This is a genomic window from Streptomyces sp. ASQP_92 (assembly GCF_025399895.1).
Lineage (GTDB): Bacteria > Actinomycetota > Actinomycetes > Streptomycetales > Streptomycetaceae > Streptomyces.
Genome location: NZ_JAODUA010000001.1, coordinates 470,200 through 489,375 on the forward strand (window position 1 = coordinate 470,200; position 19,176 = coordinate 489,375).

The window sequence follows — 19,176 nt, forward strand, 5'->3', positions numbered from 1 at the left end:
CCGGGCCGCTCCCCGGGGCCTTCCCCGGACCCGGCCCGGCTCCACCGCGAGCTTCCGCGGCACCAAGCCTTTTGCGCAGTTCCCCGCGCCCCTAAACGCTCTCGATCCTGCGGACCGTGCTCGCTTCCCGCGCAGTTCCCCGCGCCCCTGGCGGGGTCGGTGCTGGCCTGCACCGGGCATTTCAGCCCGTCCGGCGTTTGAGGACGAGCGCCGTTCAGGCGCGATCGGGGTCTGGGGCGGAGCCCCAGGGGCTTTTGGCTGCGGACCGTGCTCGCTTCTCGCGCAGTTCCTCGCGCCCCTAGTTACTCGGTGCGGGTCCGCACGGGACACCTCAGCCCGTCCGGCGTTTGAGGACGAGCGCCGTTCAGGCGCGATCGGGGTCTGGGGCGGAGCCCCAGGGGGCGGCCCCCAGGGCTCGGGGCGGAGGCCCAGGGGGTGGGGGCTCCCGTAGGATTCTTGGGTGAGCCAGAGTTCCACTTCTTCGGGCGGCCCCCAGCGCGTCAGCGTCGTCGTCATCGCCTACAACGACGCCGGTCTCGTGGGCGCCGCCGTGCGCTCGGCTCTGGCACAGGGCCCCGCCGTCGGCGAGGTCGTGGCGGTCGACGACTGTTCCAGCGACGACACGGCCGCCGTTCTGGACCAGCTCGCCACCACCGAGCCCCGGCTGCGCGTCGTGCGCCGCACCGAGAACAGCGGCGGCTGCGGAACACCCCGCAACGACGGGATCGCCGCCGCCACCGGCGCGTACGTCATGTTCCTCGACAGCGACGACGTGCTGCCCCCCGGAGCCGTCGAGGCGCTCCTGACCGCGGCCGAGAAGCACGGCACCGAGATCACCGTCGGCCGTGCCGTGCGCCGTGAACTGCCCGCCGGGCGCGATGTGCGCTGGCAGCCCGGGCTCTACCGGGAGGCGGCCGTGTACGAGTCGCCCGAGGACGAGCCGGCCCTGCTGCACGACACGCTGTGCGTCAACAAGCTCTACCGGCGAGACTTCTTGACGAGTCGTCATATTCGTTTCCCCGACGGCAAGTTCGTGTACGAGGACTTCGTCTTCACCGCCCGCGTGTACGCCGCCGCGCCCCGCGTCGCCGTGGTGCCCGAGCTCGTCTACATCTGGCATGTGCGCCGCGCCGCCGCCCAGGTGTCCCTCTCGCTCGCCCGCAAGGACGTCGCCAACTGGCAGGCACGTATCACCGCCCACACCGAGGCCGTCGAGGCGTTCCGGGCCGCCGGGCGCCCCGCGCTCGCGGCCGCCTGTCGCACCAAGTTCGTCGACTACGACCTGTGTCTGTACCTGCGCGAGCTGCGCGTACGCGACGCCGTCTACCAAGCCCGATGGTGGGAGCTGACCCGCGCACACCTCGCCGGCTTCGAGGCCGCCGACGTGGCCGCGGCCGCCGCTCCGTCCCGCTGGCTCGCGCGCGTCGTGCTCGCCGCCGACGAGCCCCGCGACCTGGACCGGCTCTCCCAGCTCGCCGCCGACCCCGCCCGCCTCACCCCGCCGTACGCCGCCGAAGGATCCACCCCCGTGTGGGCCGACGACCTCGTGGACGTCCCCCTGGACGGGTTCGAGGCGCTGCCCGCCGACCGGCTCCCCGTCACCGTGGACGCGACGCTGCTCGCCGGCCGGCGCGGGGTCCTCAAGCTGCGCGTGCACGAGCTGTACGGACGACTCGCGGCCGCCGGCGCCCCCACGAGCGCGGACGTCGAGTTCGTGCCCAGGGACGGCGGCGAGAGCGCCCTGACCGTCACCGCGCCGCTGCGCGAGAGCGACGGCGGCTGGAGCGGCCAGGTCCCCGTGTCCCTGGCCCGGCTCGCGGCGTACGGCGGGCGCGGCACCCAGATCTGGGACCTTCGGGTCCGCCTGAACACCCCGGCGGGGCCCGGCGCGCGCACCGCGGTGCGGGCCCGGGCGGCGGGGCTGCGGCGCACGGCCGTCCCCGGCAGCCGGTACGGTGTTCTGCTGGTGCAGCCGTACCGGACGTCGAGCGGATCGCTCGCGGTGCGGCTCGCGCCCGGAGTGCAGGGGGCCTTCGGGGTGGTCGGCGGGAAGCTGCGCAGACTGGCCCGGACGGCTCGATCAAGGCGACGATGAGGACGTGGACTCGCATATGACTTTTCTGATCACTGGCGGCGCCGGATACATCGGCTCCCATGTCGTGAGGGCCATGACGTCGGCGGGGGAGCGCGTCGTCGTCCTCGACGACCTGTCCACCGGTGACGCCGGCCGGTTGCCGCAGGGTGTGCCGCTGGTGGTCGGCTCCGTCCTCGACCGCGAGCTCGTGGACCGCACCCTCGCCGAGCACTCCGTCACCGGCGTCGTGCACCTGGCGGGCAAGAAGCAGGTCGGCGAGTCCGTCGAGATCCCGCTGCACTACTACCGGGAGAACGTGTTCGGCCTGACCGTGCTCCTGGAGGCGGTCGCCTCCGCGGGCGTGCGCACCTTCCTGTTCTCCTCCTCCGCCTCCGTGTACGGCATGCCGGACGTCGACCTCGTCACCGAGGACACCCCCTGCCTGCCGATGAGCCCGTACGGCGAGACCAAGCTCGCGGGCGAGTGGCTGGTGCGCGCGGCCGGAAAGGCCCACGGCATCGCCACCGGTTGCCTGCGCTACTTCAACGTGGCCGGCGCAGCCACCCCCGAGCTCGCCGACACCGGCATCTTCAACCTCGTACCGATGGTGTTCGAGAAGCTGGAGGACGGGCAGCCGCCGCGCATCTTCGGCGACGACTACGCCACCCCCGACGGCACCTGTGTGCGCGACTACATCCACGTCGAGGACCTCGCCGACGCCCACCTGGCGGCCGCCCGCAAGCTCGCCGAGGCCGCGCGGGCCGGCGAGTACGGTGACCTGACCGTCAACATCGGCCGTGGCGAAGGCGTTTCGGTACGCGAGATGGTCGACCTGATCAACGAGATCAGCGGCCGCGGCATCGCCCCCGAGGTCCACCCGCGCCGCGCGGGCGACCCGGCCCGCGTCGTCGCCTCCGCCGACCGCATCGCCGCCGAACTCGGCTGGAAGGCCCACCACGACGTCCGCTCGATGATCTCCTCGGCCTGGTCCGGCTGGCGCCACCACCGCGACGGCTGACCGGTCGCTCCCGCTCATACGAAAGGCCCCGCCGGATCGGCGGGGCCTTTCGCGTGGAGCGTCGCTCAGCGCTCCAGGAACGCGAACAGATCCTCCCAGCGCCGGACGATCTCGTCCGTCCGGTAGCGCTGGATGTTCTCGCGGGCCGCGTCGCCGAGCCGGTCGCGCAGCTCCTGGTCGGCCAGGAGGGACTCCAGGCGGCGCGCGAAGAGGAGAGTGTTGCCGGGCGGTGCGAGCAGGCCGTCCTCGCCGTCCCGGATGATCTCGCGGATGCCGGGTGCCACGTCGAAGGCCACGCACGGAACGCCCGTCGCCATGGCCTCAAGGAGCGAGAGCGGGAAGCCCTCGCCGCGCGAGGCCAGCGTGAAGACCGCGCCGTCCTTCAGCGCGCCCGCCGGGTCGTCGGTGCGGCCCATCCACTCCACCGAGCCGTCGAGACCGAGCTCGGTGCACTGGCGGCGCAGCGCCTCCTCGTCGGAGCCCGAACCGTAGATCCGCAGCGTCCAGCCGGGGTGCAGGGGAGCCACCCCGGCCCAGGCGTCAAGGAGCAGATCGGTGCCCTTCTCCTCGTGGAGCCGGCCGATGCTCACCACGTGCTTGGCGGTGCGCTCCGAGGGAGTCTCGGGGAAGAAGGGGAGCGGGTTGGGCATGAAGTCGACGTTGTCGAGCCTCTGTTGGGCCCACAGATCGGCGTCCTCGCGGGTCAGCGCGAGCAGCCGGTCGACGTCCTTGTAGAACCGCTTGACCCGCCCGAACCGGGAGGACTTGCGGCACGCCTCGAACGACTCGTGAGTCATGCCGATGACCGTCACGGACGACGTGTCCGCCAGCGCCACCCACTCCATCGCCCACACCTGCGTGACGATGACGACAGCCCCGGGCCGGGCCTGCCGGAACATCCGGGTGAGCTTCGCGGCCTGCTCCTGCATGCCCGCGGCACGGGCCGAGCGACGGCGGCGGTCGGCCACGTTCAGCTTGCCCTTGAGGCCGCGCGGGCCCGGCACCGACGGCGGATGGACGTCGTACAGCGTCGTCGTCAGATACGGCAGGTCGTCGCCCGGCTCGAAGGGGTGGCTGGGCGGGGTGATGCCGACCATGTGCACCCGGTTGCCGCCGGCCGCGAACAGCCCGGCCATCTGGTGCGACCAAGTGGCCACGCCGCCCAGCTCGTTGACGGCGTTCGAGACGAAGAAGATGTCACGGCCGCGGTCCCTGGCGGTCTGCTCGGTCACTTGCCGCTCCCGGGGGTGAAGAACTTGGAAACGATCTGCTGGGCGGCGGTGCCCTTGTCGTACTCGCCGAACTCGGCCGCGAAACGCTCCCGCGCCCCGGCGTGCTCGGTGTCCGCCGACTTGAGCTCGTCCACCGCCGAAAACAGCGCGGCCTCGGTCTCCACGACCGGACCCGGCGCCTTTTCCCGCAGGTCGAAATAGGTGCCGCGGGTCTCGCCCGCGTACTCCTCGTAGTCGTACGTGAAGAACACCATCGGGCGGTCCAGGAGCGTGTAGTCGAACATCAACGACGAGTAGTCGGTGATGAGACCGTCCGCGAGGACCAGGAGCGGCGAGATGTCGTAGCCCTGCGAGACGTCGATCACCCGGCCGCGCACCGACGGCGGAAGCACGACCTGGTTGAGGTAGTGCGAGCGGATGAGGAGCGTGTACTCCTCGCCGAACCGGTCCGCGAAGGCCTCGACGTCGAAGGGCAGCTCGAAACGGCGCACCGCGCCCTGCGGCGTCGCCCGGAACGTCGGCGCGTACAGCAGGACCTTCTTCGCCGGGTCGATCTTCAGCGCGGCGGCCAGCGGCCCGCGCTCGCGCACACCCGACGCGGCTTCCTTCTCCCGGGCCCTGACGAGCTCGTCGTTGCGCGGGTATCCGGTGCGCAGCAGCCGGTCCTCGCGCAGCCTGAAGCCGCGGGCCAGGGTGCGCACGTCGTGTTCGGAGCGGACCAGGAAGTGGTCGAAGCGGTCCAGACCCTGCTGGTGGCGCTCCCGCTCGGGACGGCTGAGCACCTTCATCTGCGGCAGGTCGAAACCCATCCGTTTGAGCGCGCTGCCGTGCCAGGTCTGGATGTAGGTGGTGCCGGGACGCTTGGTCAGCACCGCCGGGAAGCCCTGGTTGTCGATCCAGAACTCGGCCTGGGCCAGCGCCCGCAGGTACGGGTAGCTCCAGCGACGCACCAGCGTGGCGTCCTTGGGGAAGCCGGTCGGCTTGGCGCCCTCGTAGGACCACACGGCCTCGAAGTCGACGCCCTGGCGGCGCATCTCGTCGTAGATCGCCTTCGGGCTGTCGCTGAACTGCTTGCCCATGTGGCTCTCGAAGACCACCAGGTTCTTGCGGATCGGCAGCTTGGACAGCACCTCGTGGTAGACCCGCACCTTGGTGTCGCCCGAGTTGAGGTCCTTCTTCACCCGGCGGGCCTTGCGCAGCCCCTTCTTGGCGACCCCGGCGGCCTTGCTCCGCAGGGCCTCCTCGATCAGGCTCTGGGTACGCACGGTGGCCGCGCTCGACGCGGTCAGGACGTACGACAGATTGCCCTTCTTGGAGACCGACGGCTCGATCCGGTCGGAGACCAGACGGGTCAGGCGCGGCCGCACGTGCAGGGGATGCCCCGAGTTCACGTCGATGCTGCCGGCCGAGACCCGCGTCGAGATCGTGTCGCCGTCGACGTCCAGGTCGAGCCGGACGTCCCAGACCACGTCGATGATGCCCAGCGGGCGCAGCTTGCGCGCGATGTCCGCCTCGGCTGTCCAGTCGAGGGTGCGCCCCGCGTGGGTCAGTGAGGTCAGCGGGAACCGGAAGGACTGCAGGCTGGTGCGGCGGGCCCGGAATTCCAGGGTGCCGCTCAGCTCGGCGTCGGGCTTGATTCGGCCCAGCGGGTTCACCACGGAGCCGCTCAGCCGCACCTTGCCCTGGCCGTCGTCGGCGTAGGAGGTGAGGCGGTTGCCGAGCGAGAGCTTGGCCAGCGGGCGGGTGTGGTAACCGGCGTCGGTGACGTCGAGGATGCGGGCGCCCTCGGGGTCGTCCAGGTGCTCGGCGCACCAGTAGATCCGGCCGTTCTTCTCCACCAGCGGCGCGGAGACCTTGCCGGGGCTGATGAGGGCGTCGGCCGCCGGCAGCAGGTTCGTCCAGTCCTCCTTGCCCAGGAGGTAGGCGCAGATCGCCTGGATGGGCTGCACCTCGGCATAGGCCTGCGGGGAGATCGTCGCGAGGTAGCTGTTGGCGAGCTCGGCGAACTCGTGCCGGTAAGCGGTGTCGAGCAGCGGGAGATCACGCAGATGGAGTACCAGGTCGTGCTTGAGGAACTTGACGTCCTTGCGGAACTTGAGGTCCTCATAGCCCTTCTCTTCCAGCAGCTCGTCGATGCGCCGGTGGATCTCCATGCGGTGCACGAAGTTGGCGATCTCGTGACGCCGGTTGCTGATCGACTTCGCCGCGGCGTTCTCCACGACGTTCCACGAGTAGACGTGGTTGGGGATGAGCGCGATGCGGCGGGCGGCGACATAGGCCTGCGCGGAGAACAGCAGGTCCTCGTAGTGGATGCCGACCGGGAACGACAGACCCTGCTCCAGCAGGAAGTCGCGCCGATAGCACTTGTTCGTGGACAGGGTGTCGAAGACCAGCAGATCGGGCATCTCGGTGATCGACTCAAGGGTGCGGCTCGTCGAGTAGATCCACGGATACCAGTCGACGGTCTTGCCGTGCCGGTTGTCCACGTGAACCCGCACACACATGCCGGAGACGAGGTCGGCACCGGTGCGCTCGGCCGCGGCGACCATGTTCCGGCAGGCGTTCGCCTCCAGCACGTCGTCGCTGTCGAGGAATATCACGTACGTGCCAAGAGCCTCGGAGATGCCGTGGTTGCGAGGCGCTCCACAGCCGCCGCTGTTCTGCGGCAGCTGGAATGCCCTCACCCGTCCCGGGTTCGCGGCCTGGAGCTCCTGGGCGACCTCGTAGGAGCGGTCCTTGCTGCAGTCGTCGACGATCAGGACCTCGACGCTCTTGTGCGTCTGGTCCAGGGCAGACTGCACGGCCGTCGGCAGTCGATCGGCATCGTTGTAGACGATGACGATCACGGAGACGTCAGGCACTGGCACCTCAATCTATTTGTGCTAATGGCATGCGGTTCAACGCTACCTGGTATCCATCGGGCCTCAGGCAGCCGCCCGGCGGCCGCGACCGCCCGTGCCAGGAGCCTCGCACCACGGCGCCCCCACGGTTCGTTACGCAACCGTGAAAGAAGACCGGGCAACCAACGAACCCTCCCGGTCATCTTTCGATGAGGTGGCGCCAGCGGCACACCCCGGGCGGGAACGTCATACTTCTCCTGGACCCTGTCCATTGCCGCCACGGCAGGACACTGCGGGCGAAAAAGTCACACAGCGAGCGAACGAGAAGGCACGGTGCTGAAAACCTCCCCCGCGGAACCGGCGACGACCGAAGACAGCAGCCGCCCCCGCAGGAAGATCCTCGGGGCCCAGACGGTTGCCGCCACCCTTTCCGCGCTGATCTCCATGGGCGCCTACTGTCTGGCGATGGCCGTTCACGGCACGTACCCCTTCGGGGCGCGCTCGCGGGCCGTCAACGACCTCGGCAACCAGTTCGTGCCGTTCCACGCGCACCTGTGGGACCTGATGCACGGCAACACCTCGGGTGACCTCGCCTTCAACTGGGGGAGCGGCTTCGGCGTCCCCTTCCTCGGGGACTTCTTCACCTATCTGATGAACCCCTTCTCCTGGCTCGTCGGGCTCTTCCCGCGGGACCAGGTCGAGATACCGGTCTTCCTGGTCACCCTGCTGAGCGTCGGTCTCGCCGCCTTCTTGATGACCGTCTTCCTCGGCCGGCTGCGCCCCGGCTCGCCCTGGCTGCGCGCCCTGCTCTCGGTCGGCTACGCCGTCAGCGCCTGGATGATCTCCGACGGGTTCTCCGACCCGATGTGGATGTGGGGCCTGGCGGCCTTCCCCATGCTCGGTATCGCCTCCGACTGGTGCCTGCGCGGCCGCCACTGGATCCCCGGCGCCCTGCTCGTCTTCGCCGCCTGGGCCGGCAACTTCTACATCGCCGCGATGGCCACCATCGGCATGGGCCTGGTCTTCCTCGTCCGGCTGATCCTGGAGGACACCCCGGTCCGCCACCGCCTGAACGTGGCTCTGCGGGCCGGTGCCATGACGGCGACCGGGCTGCTGCTCGCCGCCCCCGTCCTCACCGTCGGCCTCAAGGCCAGCAAGCTCTCCCAGCCCGCCCCGGACGCCTCCTACAAGGGCGCGCCCGGCGCCACCGACTACGTCGCCCACCTGCTGCCCGGCGGGCTGCTCGGCAACGCGCCCCAGATCTCCGTCGGCATCCTGCCGCTGCTCCTCGTCCTCGCGTTCCCGTTCATGCGCCGGGTGCCCGGCAAGGAGCGCGTCGCCTGGTGCGTGCTGCTCGTCCTGGTCGCCCTCTCCTACATCTGGGCGCCGACGATCCTGCTCTGGCACGGTCTTGCCATGCCCAACGGCAGCCCCTACCGCGCCTCCATCGCGCTCACCTCGATGCTGGTGATCGTCGCCTGGCTGGCGCTGTCCCGCCGCCCGCGTCCCCGGGAACTGCTGTACGGCGCCGCCGTGACCGCCGCCGTCGCGCTGATCGCCCTCCGGGGCCCCTACGCCTCGCGCGCCACCTGGATCCTCACCATCGGCGGCGGAATCCTCGCCCTGGTGCTGCTGCTCCTGCTGCACCGCCACCGGGGCGAGCGCCGGATGCGCGTCGTGCTGACCGGTGCTCTCGCGTGCAGCGTGTTCCTGTCCACCGCCTACACCGTCTTCTCCGTCACCGTCATCCGCGACGGCAACGCCTGGTGGCAGCCCAAGCGGACCCTGGACAGCCACTCGCGCGCCGCCTACGACGCCGTCCGCGCCCACGACGACTGGCCCGCCACCCGCAGCGACCCCGGCCCGCACGAGTTCGCCAACAACGACCCCCTGCTGCTCGGCGGCCAGGGCGGCTCGTACTACAGCAGCTACGTCCCGGCGAAGACCGCCGCCGCCCTGCACGCCCTCGGCGCGGGCTGGTACATACAGGGTCGCCACACCCTGAGCTTCACCGACCCGGTCGGCCGCGCCATCATGGGCGTCGGCAGCTACCTGGACTGGGCCAAGAACGGTGACGGCTTCACCCAGCACTCGGTGACCGCCCCGCCCGTGGTCACGCTGCGCCCCGGCAACGCCACCGACGCCAAGACCCACGACGCCTCGGTCTTCGCCCGCCAGGAGCGCGTGCTCGGCGCCACCGTCTACGACGTGCCCGCCCTCACCCCGGCCGGCGGCCCCACGCCGAAGACCGGGCGCTACAACGACTGGTGGCTGCCCGGCAACGCCAAGGGCGGCAAGTGGACGTCGTTCACGGCCAGTTGCACCCCCGGCAGCCAGGCCTACTGGTACGGACCCTGGTACGCGGGCAGCGTCCAGGCCCTCGGCACCACCACCGAACAGCACGGCCGCAACAACATGACCAGCAACACCCTGCTGCCGCTCGGCACCGTCCCCGCGAGCGGCACCTTCACCGTCGCGCTCGGCACCCACAAGGCCCAGGGCGTCCCGCAGTTCCCCGTCGGCTGCCTCAACCAGGCCAAGCTGGACGCGGCCGTGGATCACCTCAAGGCCACCGCGCCCCTGAAGGTCACCGCCGGCGGCCACACCATCGACGCCACCTTCCGCAAGGGCACCACCGGCACCGCCGTGATCTCCACCCCGGCCGCCACCGGCTGGCAGTGCTCGGTCGACGGCAAGCCCGCGCGGGCCCCCGGTACTCTTGGCGGGCTGATGGCCGTCAACCTCGGCGACGGCGCATCGCGGCTCTCGTGCTCCTTCCGGACGCCCGGACTCAAGCCCGGGCTCCTGGCGAGCGGGCTGGCCCTGGTGGCGCTGCTCGCCGTCGGGATCGGCGGCGCCGTCCGCACCCGGTCGTCCCGCTCCTCCTCCCCGTCTTCTGCCAACGGAAAGCACTGATGATGAAGCTGTCGGTCGTCGTCCCCTGTTACAACGAAGAAGCGGTCATCGACCAATTCGACGCCAAGACCCGCAGCGTGCTCGACACCCTCGGGATCGAGTACGAGATCTGCTACGTGGACGACGGCAGCCGGGACAAGACGCTCCAGCACCTGCGAGCGCTCGCCGACACCCACCCCGACGCCACCCGCTACGTCTCCTTCAGCCGCAACTTCGGCAAGGAGGCCGGCATGCTCGCCGGGCTGCGCGAGGCCACCGGTGACGCCGTCGTCATCATGGACGCCGACCTCCAGCACCCACCGGAGCTCATCGAGCGGATGCTGGACCTCTACCAGCTGGGCCACGACCAGATCATCGCCCGCCGCACCCGCGAAGGCGACAAGAAGGTCCGCTCCGCCCTGAGCCGCATCTACTACCGCGCGGTCAACAAGTGGGTCGACGTCGAACTCACCGACGGCGTCGGCGACTTCCGCATGCTGTCGCGGCCCGCCGTGGACGCGCTGCTCTCGCTCGGCGAGTACAACCGCTTCTCCAAGGGCCTGTTCTCCTGGATCGGCTTCGACACCGTCACCTTCGACTACCAGAACGCCCAGCGCGAGGCCGGCGAGACCAAGTGGAAGTTCGGCTCGCTGCTGAACTACGGCATGGACGGCCTGATCTCCTTCAACAACAAGCCGCTGCGCCTGGCGATCTGGCTCGGCATCCTGCTCGCCGGCGTCGGCGCGGCCTACGCCCTGTGGATCACCGTCGCCGCCATCGCCTACGGCGTGAGCACCCCCGGTTACGTCACCCTCGTCGCCATCATCGTCGGCCTCGGCGGTGTGCAGATGGTGATGCTGGGCCTGATCGGCGAGTACATCGGCCGCATCTACTACGAGACCAAGCGCCGCCCGCACTTCCTGGTCAAGGAGGCTCACGGCTTCCCCGGCAAGCCCGAGGGCGTCCAGCGCCGCGAGGTGTACCGCAACAAGCAGGAGGACAGGGTTCTCTGATGCCCAGTCAGCTCGGGCAGGTGGTCAGATTCGGCTTCGTCGGCGGAGTCAACACCTGCACCTTCTACGCCTTCTACTGGCCCCTGCTGCACCTGGCGAAGCTGCCGTACTTCGTCGCGTACACCATCGCCTTCCTGCTCAGCATGGTCGGTTCGTTCTTCCTCAACACCTACTTCACCTACCGCACCAAGCCGAGCTGGAAGAAGTTCCTGCTCTTCCCGCTCACCAACGTCACCAACTTCGTGGTGCAGAGCGCCGGCCTGTTCGCCCTGGTGCACTGGGTGGGGATGAACAAGACGATCGCCCCTCTGGTCGCCGCCGTGGTGGCGATCCCCTTCACCTACCTGCTGTCCCGCCGGATCCTGGTGCCCAAGCAGCCCGAGACGGACGGGACACAGAGCCCCGCGCCGAAGATCCCGGTCAAGTAGGCGGGCCACGACCCACGACGAAGGGGGCGGACACCCACGGTGTCCGCCCCCTTTCGCGTGCCCCGCTAGACGCGGCTGCCGGCGCTCTCCTGCCCCACCATCGTCCACTCGCCGAACCGCGCCCCGGGCCGCGACTGCCGGGCCGCGTAGAGCTGGCCGTCCGTACCGAGCGCCGCGAGGACGGCACGGCCCCCCGCGTCCTGCGTCACCCCCGGTATCCCCACGAACTGCACGCCCGGAGCCTCCCAGCCGGCGCTCTGCCGACCGGAAGCGTCCGACGCCGGCACCACCCGGCCCTGCTCGTCCCTGGCCGCCAGCACCAGCGCCCCGCCGTTCCCGCTCAGCCGGTACGCCGAGACCCGCCCGTAGCCGCCCGCCGGAGTACGCCGCGCCACCTTCCACGCCACGCCCGACACACCCGGAGCGGCCTCGGGAGAGGCCACCGCCACCTGGGCGGTGCCCGCCTGGCGGTAGACCGCGAGCGCACCGCCCTTGCCGTCCGCGACCAGACTGACCGCGCTGCCCGACGGCGTCAGACCCGTCGGCGCCGACAGCTTCGGCAACTCGCCGGGCGCCGGGGACACCCAGTGCAACACCGTCTGGGCGGTCGGAGCCGCCACATGGAGGCGGCCCGCGGTGTCGACCAGCGCGTCGATGCCCTCCACCACCAGCGGGTGCACGGGCTCCTTGCCCGGCGGGTGGTCCAGCAACTGCCAGGCCCCCCAGCCCTTGCCGCCCTTGCCGCTGCGCAGCGCGATGTCACCGGCCCAGTTCCGGGCCAGCACATGCACCGTGCCGTCCTGGGAGACCGCGACCGCCGGATAGCCGGTCTCCAGCGACTTCTCGGGAGCCGCGTCCGGCGTACCCAGCGACGACCACGCCCCGAACGTGGGCGCCCCGTCGGGGCTCACACCGTTTTGCAGGACGCACACCAACTCCTTGTGGTGCTTACGGCCCTTGAACGGCAGCACGGTACGCGTGGCGAACAGCTGAAGCGTTCCATCAGGGTGACGCGCCACCTCCACCTGCGGATCCAGCGGACCGCCCGCACTGCCCACCACGTCGAACGGCCCCGCCCAGGGCCCCTTGCCGGCCTCGCGCTCCACCCAGCAGCGCACCGCGCCGTTGAGGATCGCGAACGCCGCCAGCCGGCCGTCCTTGAGCGGTGCCAGCCACCGCGAGGTGCCCGGCGTACGGGTACGGGTGCCGCGCGCCCAGCCGGCGCCGCCGCCCTTCAGCCCGTTCGCCCCGACCTTGAGGTCACCGCAGCCCGCCGCGTCCCCGCAGTCCCGGCGGTCCACCCAGCCGTACGCGTTCAGCAGTTGAGCCGTACGCCGTGTGGTCGCCGCGTCGAGCGACGGCGGCGTGTAGTTCGTCGGATAGCCGATGTAGCTGGACACCGACGCCGGACGCCGCTTGCCGCCACCCCAGTACCGCTCCATGGCGGCCTGCATGAACTGCGCCGACGAGGTGTGGTCCTGGTGGTCCAGATAGCTCAGGCCCCGCAGTATCGTCGGCGCGCTCATCATCGCCACGGTCTCCCGGGGCGCGTGCAGGGGAGTGGGATCCAGCGTCCGTATCACCGTCGGGTCCACCCGCGCGATCGTCGCCACCAGGGCGTCGATGATCTGGTCACGCGTATAGGCGCGCGGCATCCGCACCGTGCTGCCCGTGCCCGGAAGCGTCGGCAACTCCTTGACGGCGCCCAGCCACAGACCCCGCAGACTCACCGGACGCGGCACGCTCACATACCGCGCCTCGCACAGCCCCATGTAGATCAACTGCACATGCGGGGCCGACTGGAGGTAGTGCAGCTCCGAACGGAAGCCCGGCAGCAACTCCACCGGCTCCACCGTCCACGGGCTGTTGTCGTCGCCCGTCGCCATCATCGCGTTGGCGGCCCGCAGCCCGTTTATCCGCGCCCGCGCGAAGCCCGGGCGGTCCGTCTTCATGGTCTTGAACTGCGGGGACTTGCCCGGCGCGTTCCGCCCGTCCGACTCGCCGCTCGTCATGCACACCGTCACCGAGAGGGCGCCGCTGCGTATCGACTGCTCCAGGTCCGGGTTCATGAAGTAGATGCTGTCGTCGGCGTGCGCGATCACATGGAGATACGCCTGATTGGCCGAATCCGAGGCCGGCTTGCCCGTCGTCGTCCCCGTGGACGGACTCGCGAGACCGCCCCCGCCCCGGGGCGCCAGCCACTGCCATCCGCCGTAGGCCAGCGGCGCCGCCACCAGGCCGCCCCCGGCGACCTGCAGCAGACGTCGGCGAGATGGTGACGACGGCATTCGGCACGCTCCTTGTCGCATCCATGTGCCCCGAGTCCCCCGGGCGTCCGCCATGGAGTTGTTCGAACAGTCATCAGGAGGGAGGGCATAGCGGCTCCCCAGGTTTCACTTCCGCCGCGAAATTTGCCCGGCCGGTATAAAACCGCACGGTACGGACGTGTGGGCTTCAGCACCCCGTCCCACCACGACATCCCCAGTTTTCACACTTTTTCGAGCTTAAAGGTCAGCTGCACGGTCACGGGGAGACTGTCCGCCGATTGGAACTTCCAAGCGCCCCCAGCCCGTCCTGACATAGATTTCACCGTGTGACAGAGGCAAGGCAGCAGGTGGCACAGGCCCGCAGAATTGTAGTCAAGATCGGTTCGTCCTCGCTGACCACCGCCTCCGGCGGACTCGACGCGGACCGGGTCGACGCCCTCGTCGACGTGCTCGCCAAGGCACGCAGCGGGGGCGAGAAGGACATCGTCCTCGTCTCCTCCGGTGCCATCGCCGCCGGCCTCGCCCCCCTCGGACTGCGCCGCCGGCCCAAGGACCTCGCCCGCCAGCAGGCCGCCGCCAGCGTCGGCCAGGGCCTCCTCGTCGCCCGCTACACCGCCTCCTTCGCCCGCTACGGCGTACGCGTCGGACAAGTCCTGCTCACCACCGACGACACCAGCCGGCGCGCCCACTACCGCAACGCCTACCGCACCCTGGACCAGCTCCTGGCCATGGGCGCCCTGCCCGTCGTCAACGAGAACGACACCGTCGCCACCGACGAGATCCGCTTCGGCGACAACGACCGCCTCGCCGCTCTGGTCGCCCATCTGGTCCGCGCCGACCTGCTCGTCCTGCTCTCCGACGTCGACGGCCTCTACGACGGCGACCCCGCCAGGCCCGGCACCTCGCGCATAGACGAAGTGCGCGGCCCCGACGACATCGCCCACGTCCAGATCGGCAGCGCCGGCAAGGCGGGCGTGGGCACCGGCGGCATGGTCACCAAGGTCGAAGCGGCCCGCATCGCCGCCGCCGCCGGCATCCCCGTCGTCCTCACCTCCGCCAGCCACGCCGCCGACGCACTGGCCGGACGCGCCACCGGCACCTATTTCCACCGCACCGGACGCCGCTCCGCCGACCGCCTGCTGTGGCTCGCCCACGCCTCCACCCCCCAGGGCGCCCTGATCCTCGACGAGGGAGCCGTCCACGCCATCGTCGACGGCCACAAATCACTGCTCCCCGCCGGAATCGCCGCCGTCGAAGGCGACTTCGCCGCGGGCGACCCCGTCGAGCTGCGCGACCCCCAAGGCCGCGCCGTCGCCCGGGGTCTCGTCAACTTCGACGCCAAGGAACTGCCCCAACTCCTGGGCCGCTCCACCCGCGACCTCGCCAGAGAGCTCGGCCCCGGCTACGAGCGCGAAGTCGTACACAGGGACGATCTGGTCGTCCTGCACCCCTGAAACGGCTGAAAGTCCAGCCATAAGACAGACACCTTCAGGAAAACCACCCCGCGCCCGGCCTCGGGCTGGTCAACTTTGAAGTCGGGGGTACGCGTGGACCGGAACCCGCGCAGTACCGCACCGCATCGCACACAGCAGCACAGGAGGCCGCCGGTGAGACGAGCGCGCCCGGGGGCGGCGCCCCGAGGGACGACGGCTGAGCGGACCCTGACCAGTGTGGGGACGGGGGCCGACGTCGAAGCCACAGAGGTACCCGAGAAGGCCGGGGACACCCCCCGGCTGTGGCACATCACGCTGAGCGTCTGCGGAGCGGAGGCGCCGCTGAAAGAGGTCCGCCGGGGCCTCGAACAGCTCGCCCACGACCACCCCTTCCTGCTGACCAGCCGCTACGCCAACGACCACGCCGAGATCCGCTACTGGGAAGAGGCCCGCGACCTCCACGACGCGGCCGCCGTCGCCCTGCGCCTGTGGGGTGAGCACCGCTCCACCGCCAAACTCCCGCCCTGGGAGATCGTCGGCCTGGAAGTCATCGACCGCGGCACCTACCACCAGCGGCTCGCCGAAGGATATGGGCCGCCACCGGCCGCACCCGTGGGCGTCCATCCCTTCTGACCCTTCTGACCCCGCCGCCCACCCCGTCTCGGGGAGTGGAACCGGGGCGAAACGCCCCGCCCCCGCGCATTACCCTGCGGACATGGCTTCGCACTCCTCGCCCTCCCCGGCTCCTGCCCACGACGACCTGTCCCCGGTCACCCGGACCGCCCAGCGGGCGCGCGCCGCGGCCGCCGAGATCGCGCCACTTCCGCGCGCGGTCAAGGACGAGGTGCTGCACGCGATCGCCGACGCCCTCCAGGCGCGGACCGCCGAGATCGTCGAGGCCAACGCCCTCGACGTCGCCAAGGCCCGCGAGGCCGGCACCAGCGAAACCGTCATCGACCGGCTCACCCTGGACCCGGAGCGCATTCGCGCCATCGCCTCCGACGTGCGCGACGTGGCGGCCCTGCCCGACCCCGTCGGTGAGGTCGTCCGCGGCTCCACCCTGCCCAACGGCATCGACCTGCGCCAGGTCCGCGTCCCCCTCGGCGTCGTCGGCATCATCTACGAGGCCCGGCCCAATGTGACCGTGGACGCGGCGGCCCTCTGCCTCAAGTCCGGCAACGCCGTCCTGCTGCGCGGCTCGTCCTCGGCCTACGCCTCCAATACCGCCCTCGTCCGCGTCCTGCGCGACGCGGTCGCCGACGCGGGTCTGCCCGCCGACGCCATCCAGCTCGTACCCGGCGAATCCCGCGAATCCGTACGGGAGTTGATGCGCGCCCGCGGCCTCGTCGACGTCCTCATCCCGCGCGGCGGCGCCTCCCTGATCCGCACCGTCGTCCAGGAATCCACCGTCCCCGTCATCGAGACCGGCACCGGCAACTGCCACGTCTACGTCGACGCCCAGGCCGACCTCGACATGGCCGTCGACATCCTGATCAACTCCAAGGCCCAGCGCCCCTCGGTCTGCAACTCCGCCGAAACCCTCCTCGTCCACCAGGACATCGCGGACGCCTTCCTGCCGCGTGCCCTGGACGCGCTCGCCGAGGCCGGAGTCACCGTCCACGCCGACGAGCGGGTGCGGTCGTACGCGGACGCCTCCAAGGCCACCGTCGTCGAAGCCACGGCCGAGGACTGGGAGACCGAGTACCTCTCGTACGACATCGCCGCGGCCGTCGTCGACTCTCTGGACGCGGCCGTCACCCACATCCGGCGGTGGACCTCCGGACACACCGAGGCCATCGTCACCACCTCGCAGGCCGCCGCCCGCCGCTTCACCCAGCTCGTGGACTCCACGACCGTCGCCGTCAACGCCTCCACCCGGTTCACCGACGGCGGTCAGTTCGGTTTCGGCGCGGAAATCGGCATCTCCACCCAGAAGCTGCACGCCCGCGGCCCCATGGGGCTGCCCGAGCTGACCTCGACGAAGTACATCGTCACCGGCGACGGACACATCCGGTAACCGTCCCTGACTCCCTTTCGGGGTGGGCGAGTTCCGTCACCGGCTGCCCAAACCGGCCCGCCCGCGGCTACCCTGAACGGGTGCCGGACGACGCAGGGGGCGGGCCGTTCCCGGACGGCTGGGAGCCCGACGACGACCGCGGGGGCGCGGACGATGACTTCGCCTCCGTGGTATTCGACGAGGACTTCGTACGAGCCGCCGAAATCCACGAACCCAGCGCCGTCGAGCGCCTGCTCGCCGCCGCCCAGGCCCGCGCCGAAGCCGAGGCGGCCCGCGCCCGCGCGGGCGCCGGAGCCCCCGACGACGAGCCCTACGACGACGGCTACGACCCCGACCCCTACCGCCCCGCCCGCGACCCGGGCGACATCGGCGGCCCCGGCCTGTCCGGCGGCGCCGAAGCCGGCCCCTACGGCCGCTTCGGCGGCGCCCTGCGCCCCTACCGCGGGCACGCCCGCTGGCACCGCCCCGTCGCCTGGCTCCTGGCCGTGATCATGGGCATCGGCATGGTCGCCCTCGCCTTCTCCGCCGTCTACCGGGGCGCCTCCTCCGACCACGAGGACAAGATCCCGCCCTCACCCCCGGCCACGAGCAACGTCGACCACCCGACCGTCGCGGCCCTCGCGGCGAGTACGGCCGGTGCGGGCGGCCCGGCGGGCGGGGCTGAGACCGCGGCTCCGGTCGGCGAAGTGCCTTCGGGCGGCGCCGGGGGAGCGGACCGCACTCAGGCTCCGGCCGACGGCCCGAGCCCGGCTGTTTCCCTGCCTCCCCGGCCCCACCCGCCCGCCTGAACCGCCCGAGAACCATCGCGTCGGAAATCGTCAGAAGTTGTCGTGTACCAGCGCGTTTACCTGCCCCCCGCGAGACCTACCCTGAAGGTATGGCAGGGCGCGGAGAGCCACCCGAGGGGACACCGGAGGGCCTCCCCGGCGGTGGTGACGACGAGTACCGGTCCGTCGTCTTCGACGAATCGTTCGTCCGCGCTGCACGCCTCCAGGAGTTCTCCGCCCAGGAGCGGATGCGCGAACACGCGCGGGCCGTACGGTCCCGTCCGAGCTGGTCCCTCAGAGCCTCCTCCAAACCTGCCGTCGCCTTGGTGCTGCTGCTCCTCATAGCCTTCAGTACCGCCATCTACATGGGCATCCGCCACCCCTATCAGCCGCCGCTCACCGGCCACCCCGAGCCGTTGCGGATGACGGTGATCCCGCTGGCCCCCGAGGGCCCGGTCCCGGGCGGTGACGCCGAGCGGCTCTTCGCGCACAGCCCCGCCGCCCGGTTCCGCGTCGGCGGATCGGGCATCAGCCTCCCGTCGGCCTCCAAGACGGCGCACTTCTCCGAGTCGCAGGTGATGAACGCGCTGTCCATCGCCAAGGACTACCTGATCAAGTCCTCCCTCGATCCGGATGTGCTCGCCGGTGGCCCCGACCATCAGATCCGGGTGCTGCTCGACCCCGATCTGATGGCCCAGTTCGACCAGAGCCTGGCCACTCCGGCCGGTGACGGACGGCACTCCGCGACCGGCTGGCTGGTGCGCTTCGATCCGGCCACGGTGGCCCTCGCCGATCCCCGGATCCGCGTCCAGGGCTCGATGAGCTACGCGGAGTCCGGCACGGACGCGCTCACGATCGCCGCCGACTACGTCTTCGTGTACGCCCTGCGGCCCGCCGGGAACGCCCCGCACCCGGCCGGCGCCTCGCTGTTCACGGTCCGCCGCGAGCTGCACTTCCGGCTCGACCGCGAAGACCTGCGGGTCAACCGCACCGAGATCCAGGCCAGCACCGTCGAGGCCGGTCCGCAGGCGTGCTCGGCCGAGGTCGCGAGCCGGCTGCGGCCGCTCCTCGCGGGGGAGCGGGCGAGTGCGCGGGGCCCGGCCGGCACCGACCCGTACGCCACCGGCCCCGCCCCCGAGGCGCTCTGCGGCACCCTGGCCACCGGAGCCCAGCCGTCACCGGGCGGGTGACC

The 19,176-nt window shown here is 71.0% G+C and carries 13 protein-coding genes; 10 read left to right on the forward strand and 3 right to left on the reverse strand.

Going from position 1 to position 19,176, the window contains the following annotated elements:
• Positions 1-460 precede the first annotated feature (460 nt).
• Positions 461-2,095 carry a glycosyltransferase family 2 protein gene (locus N4G70_RS02050; RefSeq protein ID WP_261710611.1) on the forward strand — a complete coding sequence of 545 codons (1,635 nt, stop codon included), beginning with the start codon at positions 461-463 and terminating at the stop codon, positions 2,093-2,095.
• A gap of 16 nt (positions 2,096-2,111) precedes the next feature.
• On the forward strand, positions 2,112-3,092 hold the full coding sequence (gene galE, locus N4G70_RS02055) for a UDP-glucose 4-epimerase GalE (protein ID WP_261710612.1): 981 nt from the start codon (positions 2,112-2,114) through the stop codon (positions 3,090-3,092).
• Positions 3,093-3,157: 65 nt separating this feature from the next.
• Here galE and N4G70_RS02060 read toward each other — a convergent pair whose 3' ends face one another.
• Both N4G70_RS02060 and N4G70_RS02065 read right to left on the reverse strand, forming a co-directional pair.
• Positions 3,158-4,324, reverse strand: a complete 1,167-nt coding sequence (locus tag N4G70_RS02060; RefSeq protein ID WP_261710613.1) for a glycosyltransferase — start codon at positions 4,322-4,324, stop codon at positions 3,158-3,160.
• A complete protein-coding gene (locus tag N4G70_RS02065) occupies positions 4,321-7,191 on the reverse strand; it encodes a bifunctional glycosyltransferase family 2 protein/CDP-glycerol:glycerophosphate glycerophosphotransferase (protein ID WP_261710614.1) in 2,871 nt (956 codons plus the stop codon). Before N4G70_RS02065 ends, N4G70_RS02060 begins: the two co-directional genes overlap by 4 nt.
• A gap of 306 nt (positions 7,192-7,497) precedes the next feature.
• Between N4G70_RS02065 and N4G70_RS02070 the strand changes: the two genes are divergently transcribed.
• Genes N4G70_RS02070 through N4G70_RS02080 form a run of 3 tightly spaced genes read left to right on the forward strand, consistent with a single transcriptional unit; the run spans position 7,498 to position 11,500 of the window.
• Positions 7,498-10,080 (forward strand): YfhO family protein, encoded by a 2,583-nt coding sequence (locus tag N4G70_RS02070; protein WP_261710615.1) that lies wholly within the window; start codon positions 7,498-7,500, stop codon positions 10,078-10,080.
• A 2-nt stretch (positions 10,081-10,082) separates the two neighbouring features.
• Entirely contained in the window at positions 10,083-11,072 is a 990-nt protein-coding gene (locus N4G70_RS02075; protein ID WP_261711338.1) for a glycosyltransferase family 2 protein, read from the forward strand.
• Complete coding sequence (locus N4G70_RS02080; protein ID WP_261710616.1) at positions 11,072-11,500, forward strand: GtrA family protein; 429 nt, start codon at positions 11,072-11,074, stop codon at positions 11,498-11,500. The genes N4G70_RS02075 and N4G70_RS02080 overlap by 1 nt, the downstream gene beginning before the upstream one ends.
• A 65-nt stretch (positions 11,501-11,565) precedes the next feature.
• Here N4G70_RS02080 and N4G70_RS02085 read toward each other — a convergent pair whose 3' ends face one another.
• Entirely contained in the window at positions 11,566-13,788 is a 2,223-nt protein-coding gene (locus N4G70_RS02085; RefSeq protein ID WP_261710617.1) for a PIG-L family deacetylase, read from the reverse strand.
• A gap of 305 nt (positions 13,789-14,093) precedes the next feature.
• Here N4G70_RS02085 and proB point away from each other — a divergent pair, with 305 nt between their 5' ends.
• The 5 genes from proB (at position 14,094) to N4G70_RS02110 (ending at position 19,174) form a co-directional block, all read left to right on the forward strand.
• Positions 14,094-15,221, forward strand: coding sequence for a glutamate 5-kinase (gene proB / locus N4G70_RS02090; RefSeq protein ID WP_261710618.1), 1,128 nt, complete (start codon positions 14,094-14,096; stop codon positions 15,219-15,221).
• 153 nt (positions 15,222-15,374) lie between these two features.
• Entirely contained in the window at positions 15,375-15,833 is a 459-nt protein-coding gene (locus N4G70_RS02095) for a hypothetical protein (RefSeq protein WP_261710620.1), read from the forward strand.
• Between the two features lie 82 nt (positions 15,834-15,915).
• Positions 15,916-17,217, forward strand: a complete 1,302-nt coding sequence (locus N4G70_RS02100) for a glutamate-5-semialdehyde dehydrogenase (RefSeq protein WP_261710621.1) — start codon at positions 15,916-15,918, stop codon at positions 17,215-17,217.
• A gap of 80 nt (positions 17,218-17,297) precedes the next feature.
• Positions 17,298-18,005: a hypothetical protein gene (locus N4G70_RS02105; RefSeq protein ID WP_261710622.1), complete on the forward strand. Its 708-nt coding sequence runs from the start codon at positions 17,298-17,300 to the stop codon at positions 18,003-18,005.
• Positions 18,006-18,094: 89 nt separating this feature from the next.
• Positions 18,095-19,174 carry a hypothetical protein gene (locus tag N4G70_RS02110; protein WP_261710623.1) on the forward strand — a complete coding sequence of 360 codons (1,080 nt, stop codon included), beginning with the start codon at positions 18,095-18,097 and terminating at the stop codon, positions 19,172-19,174.
• Positions 19,175-19,176: the final 2 nt, after the last annotated feature.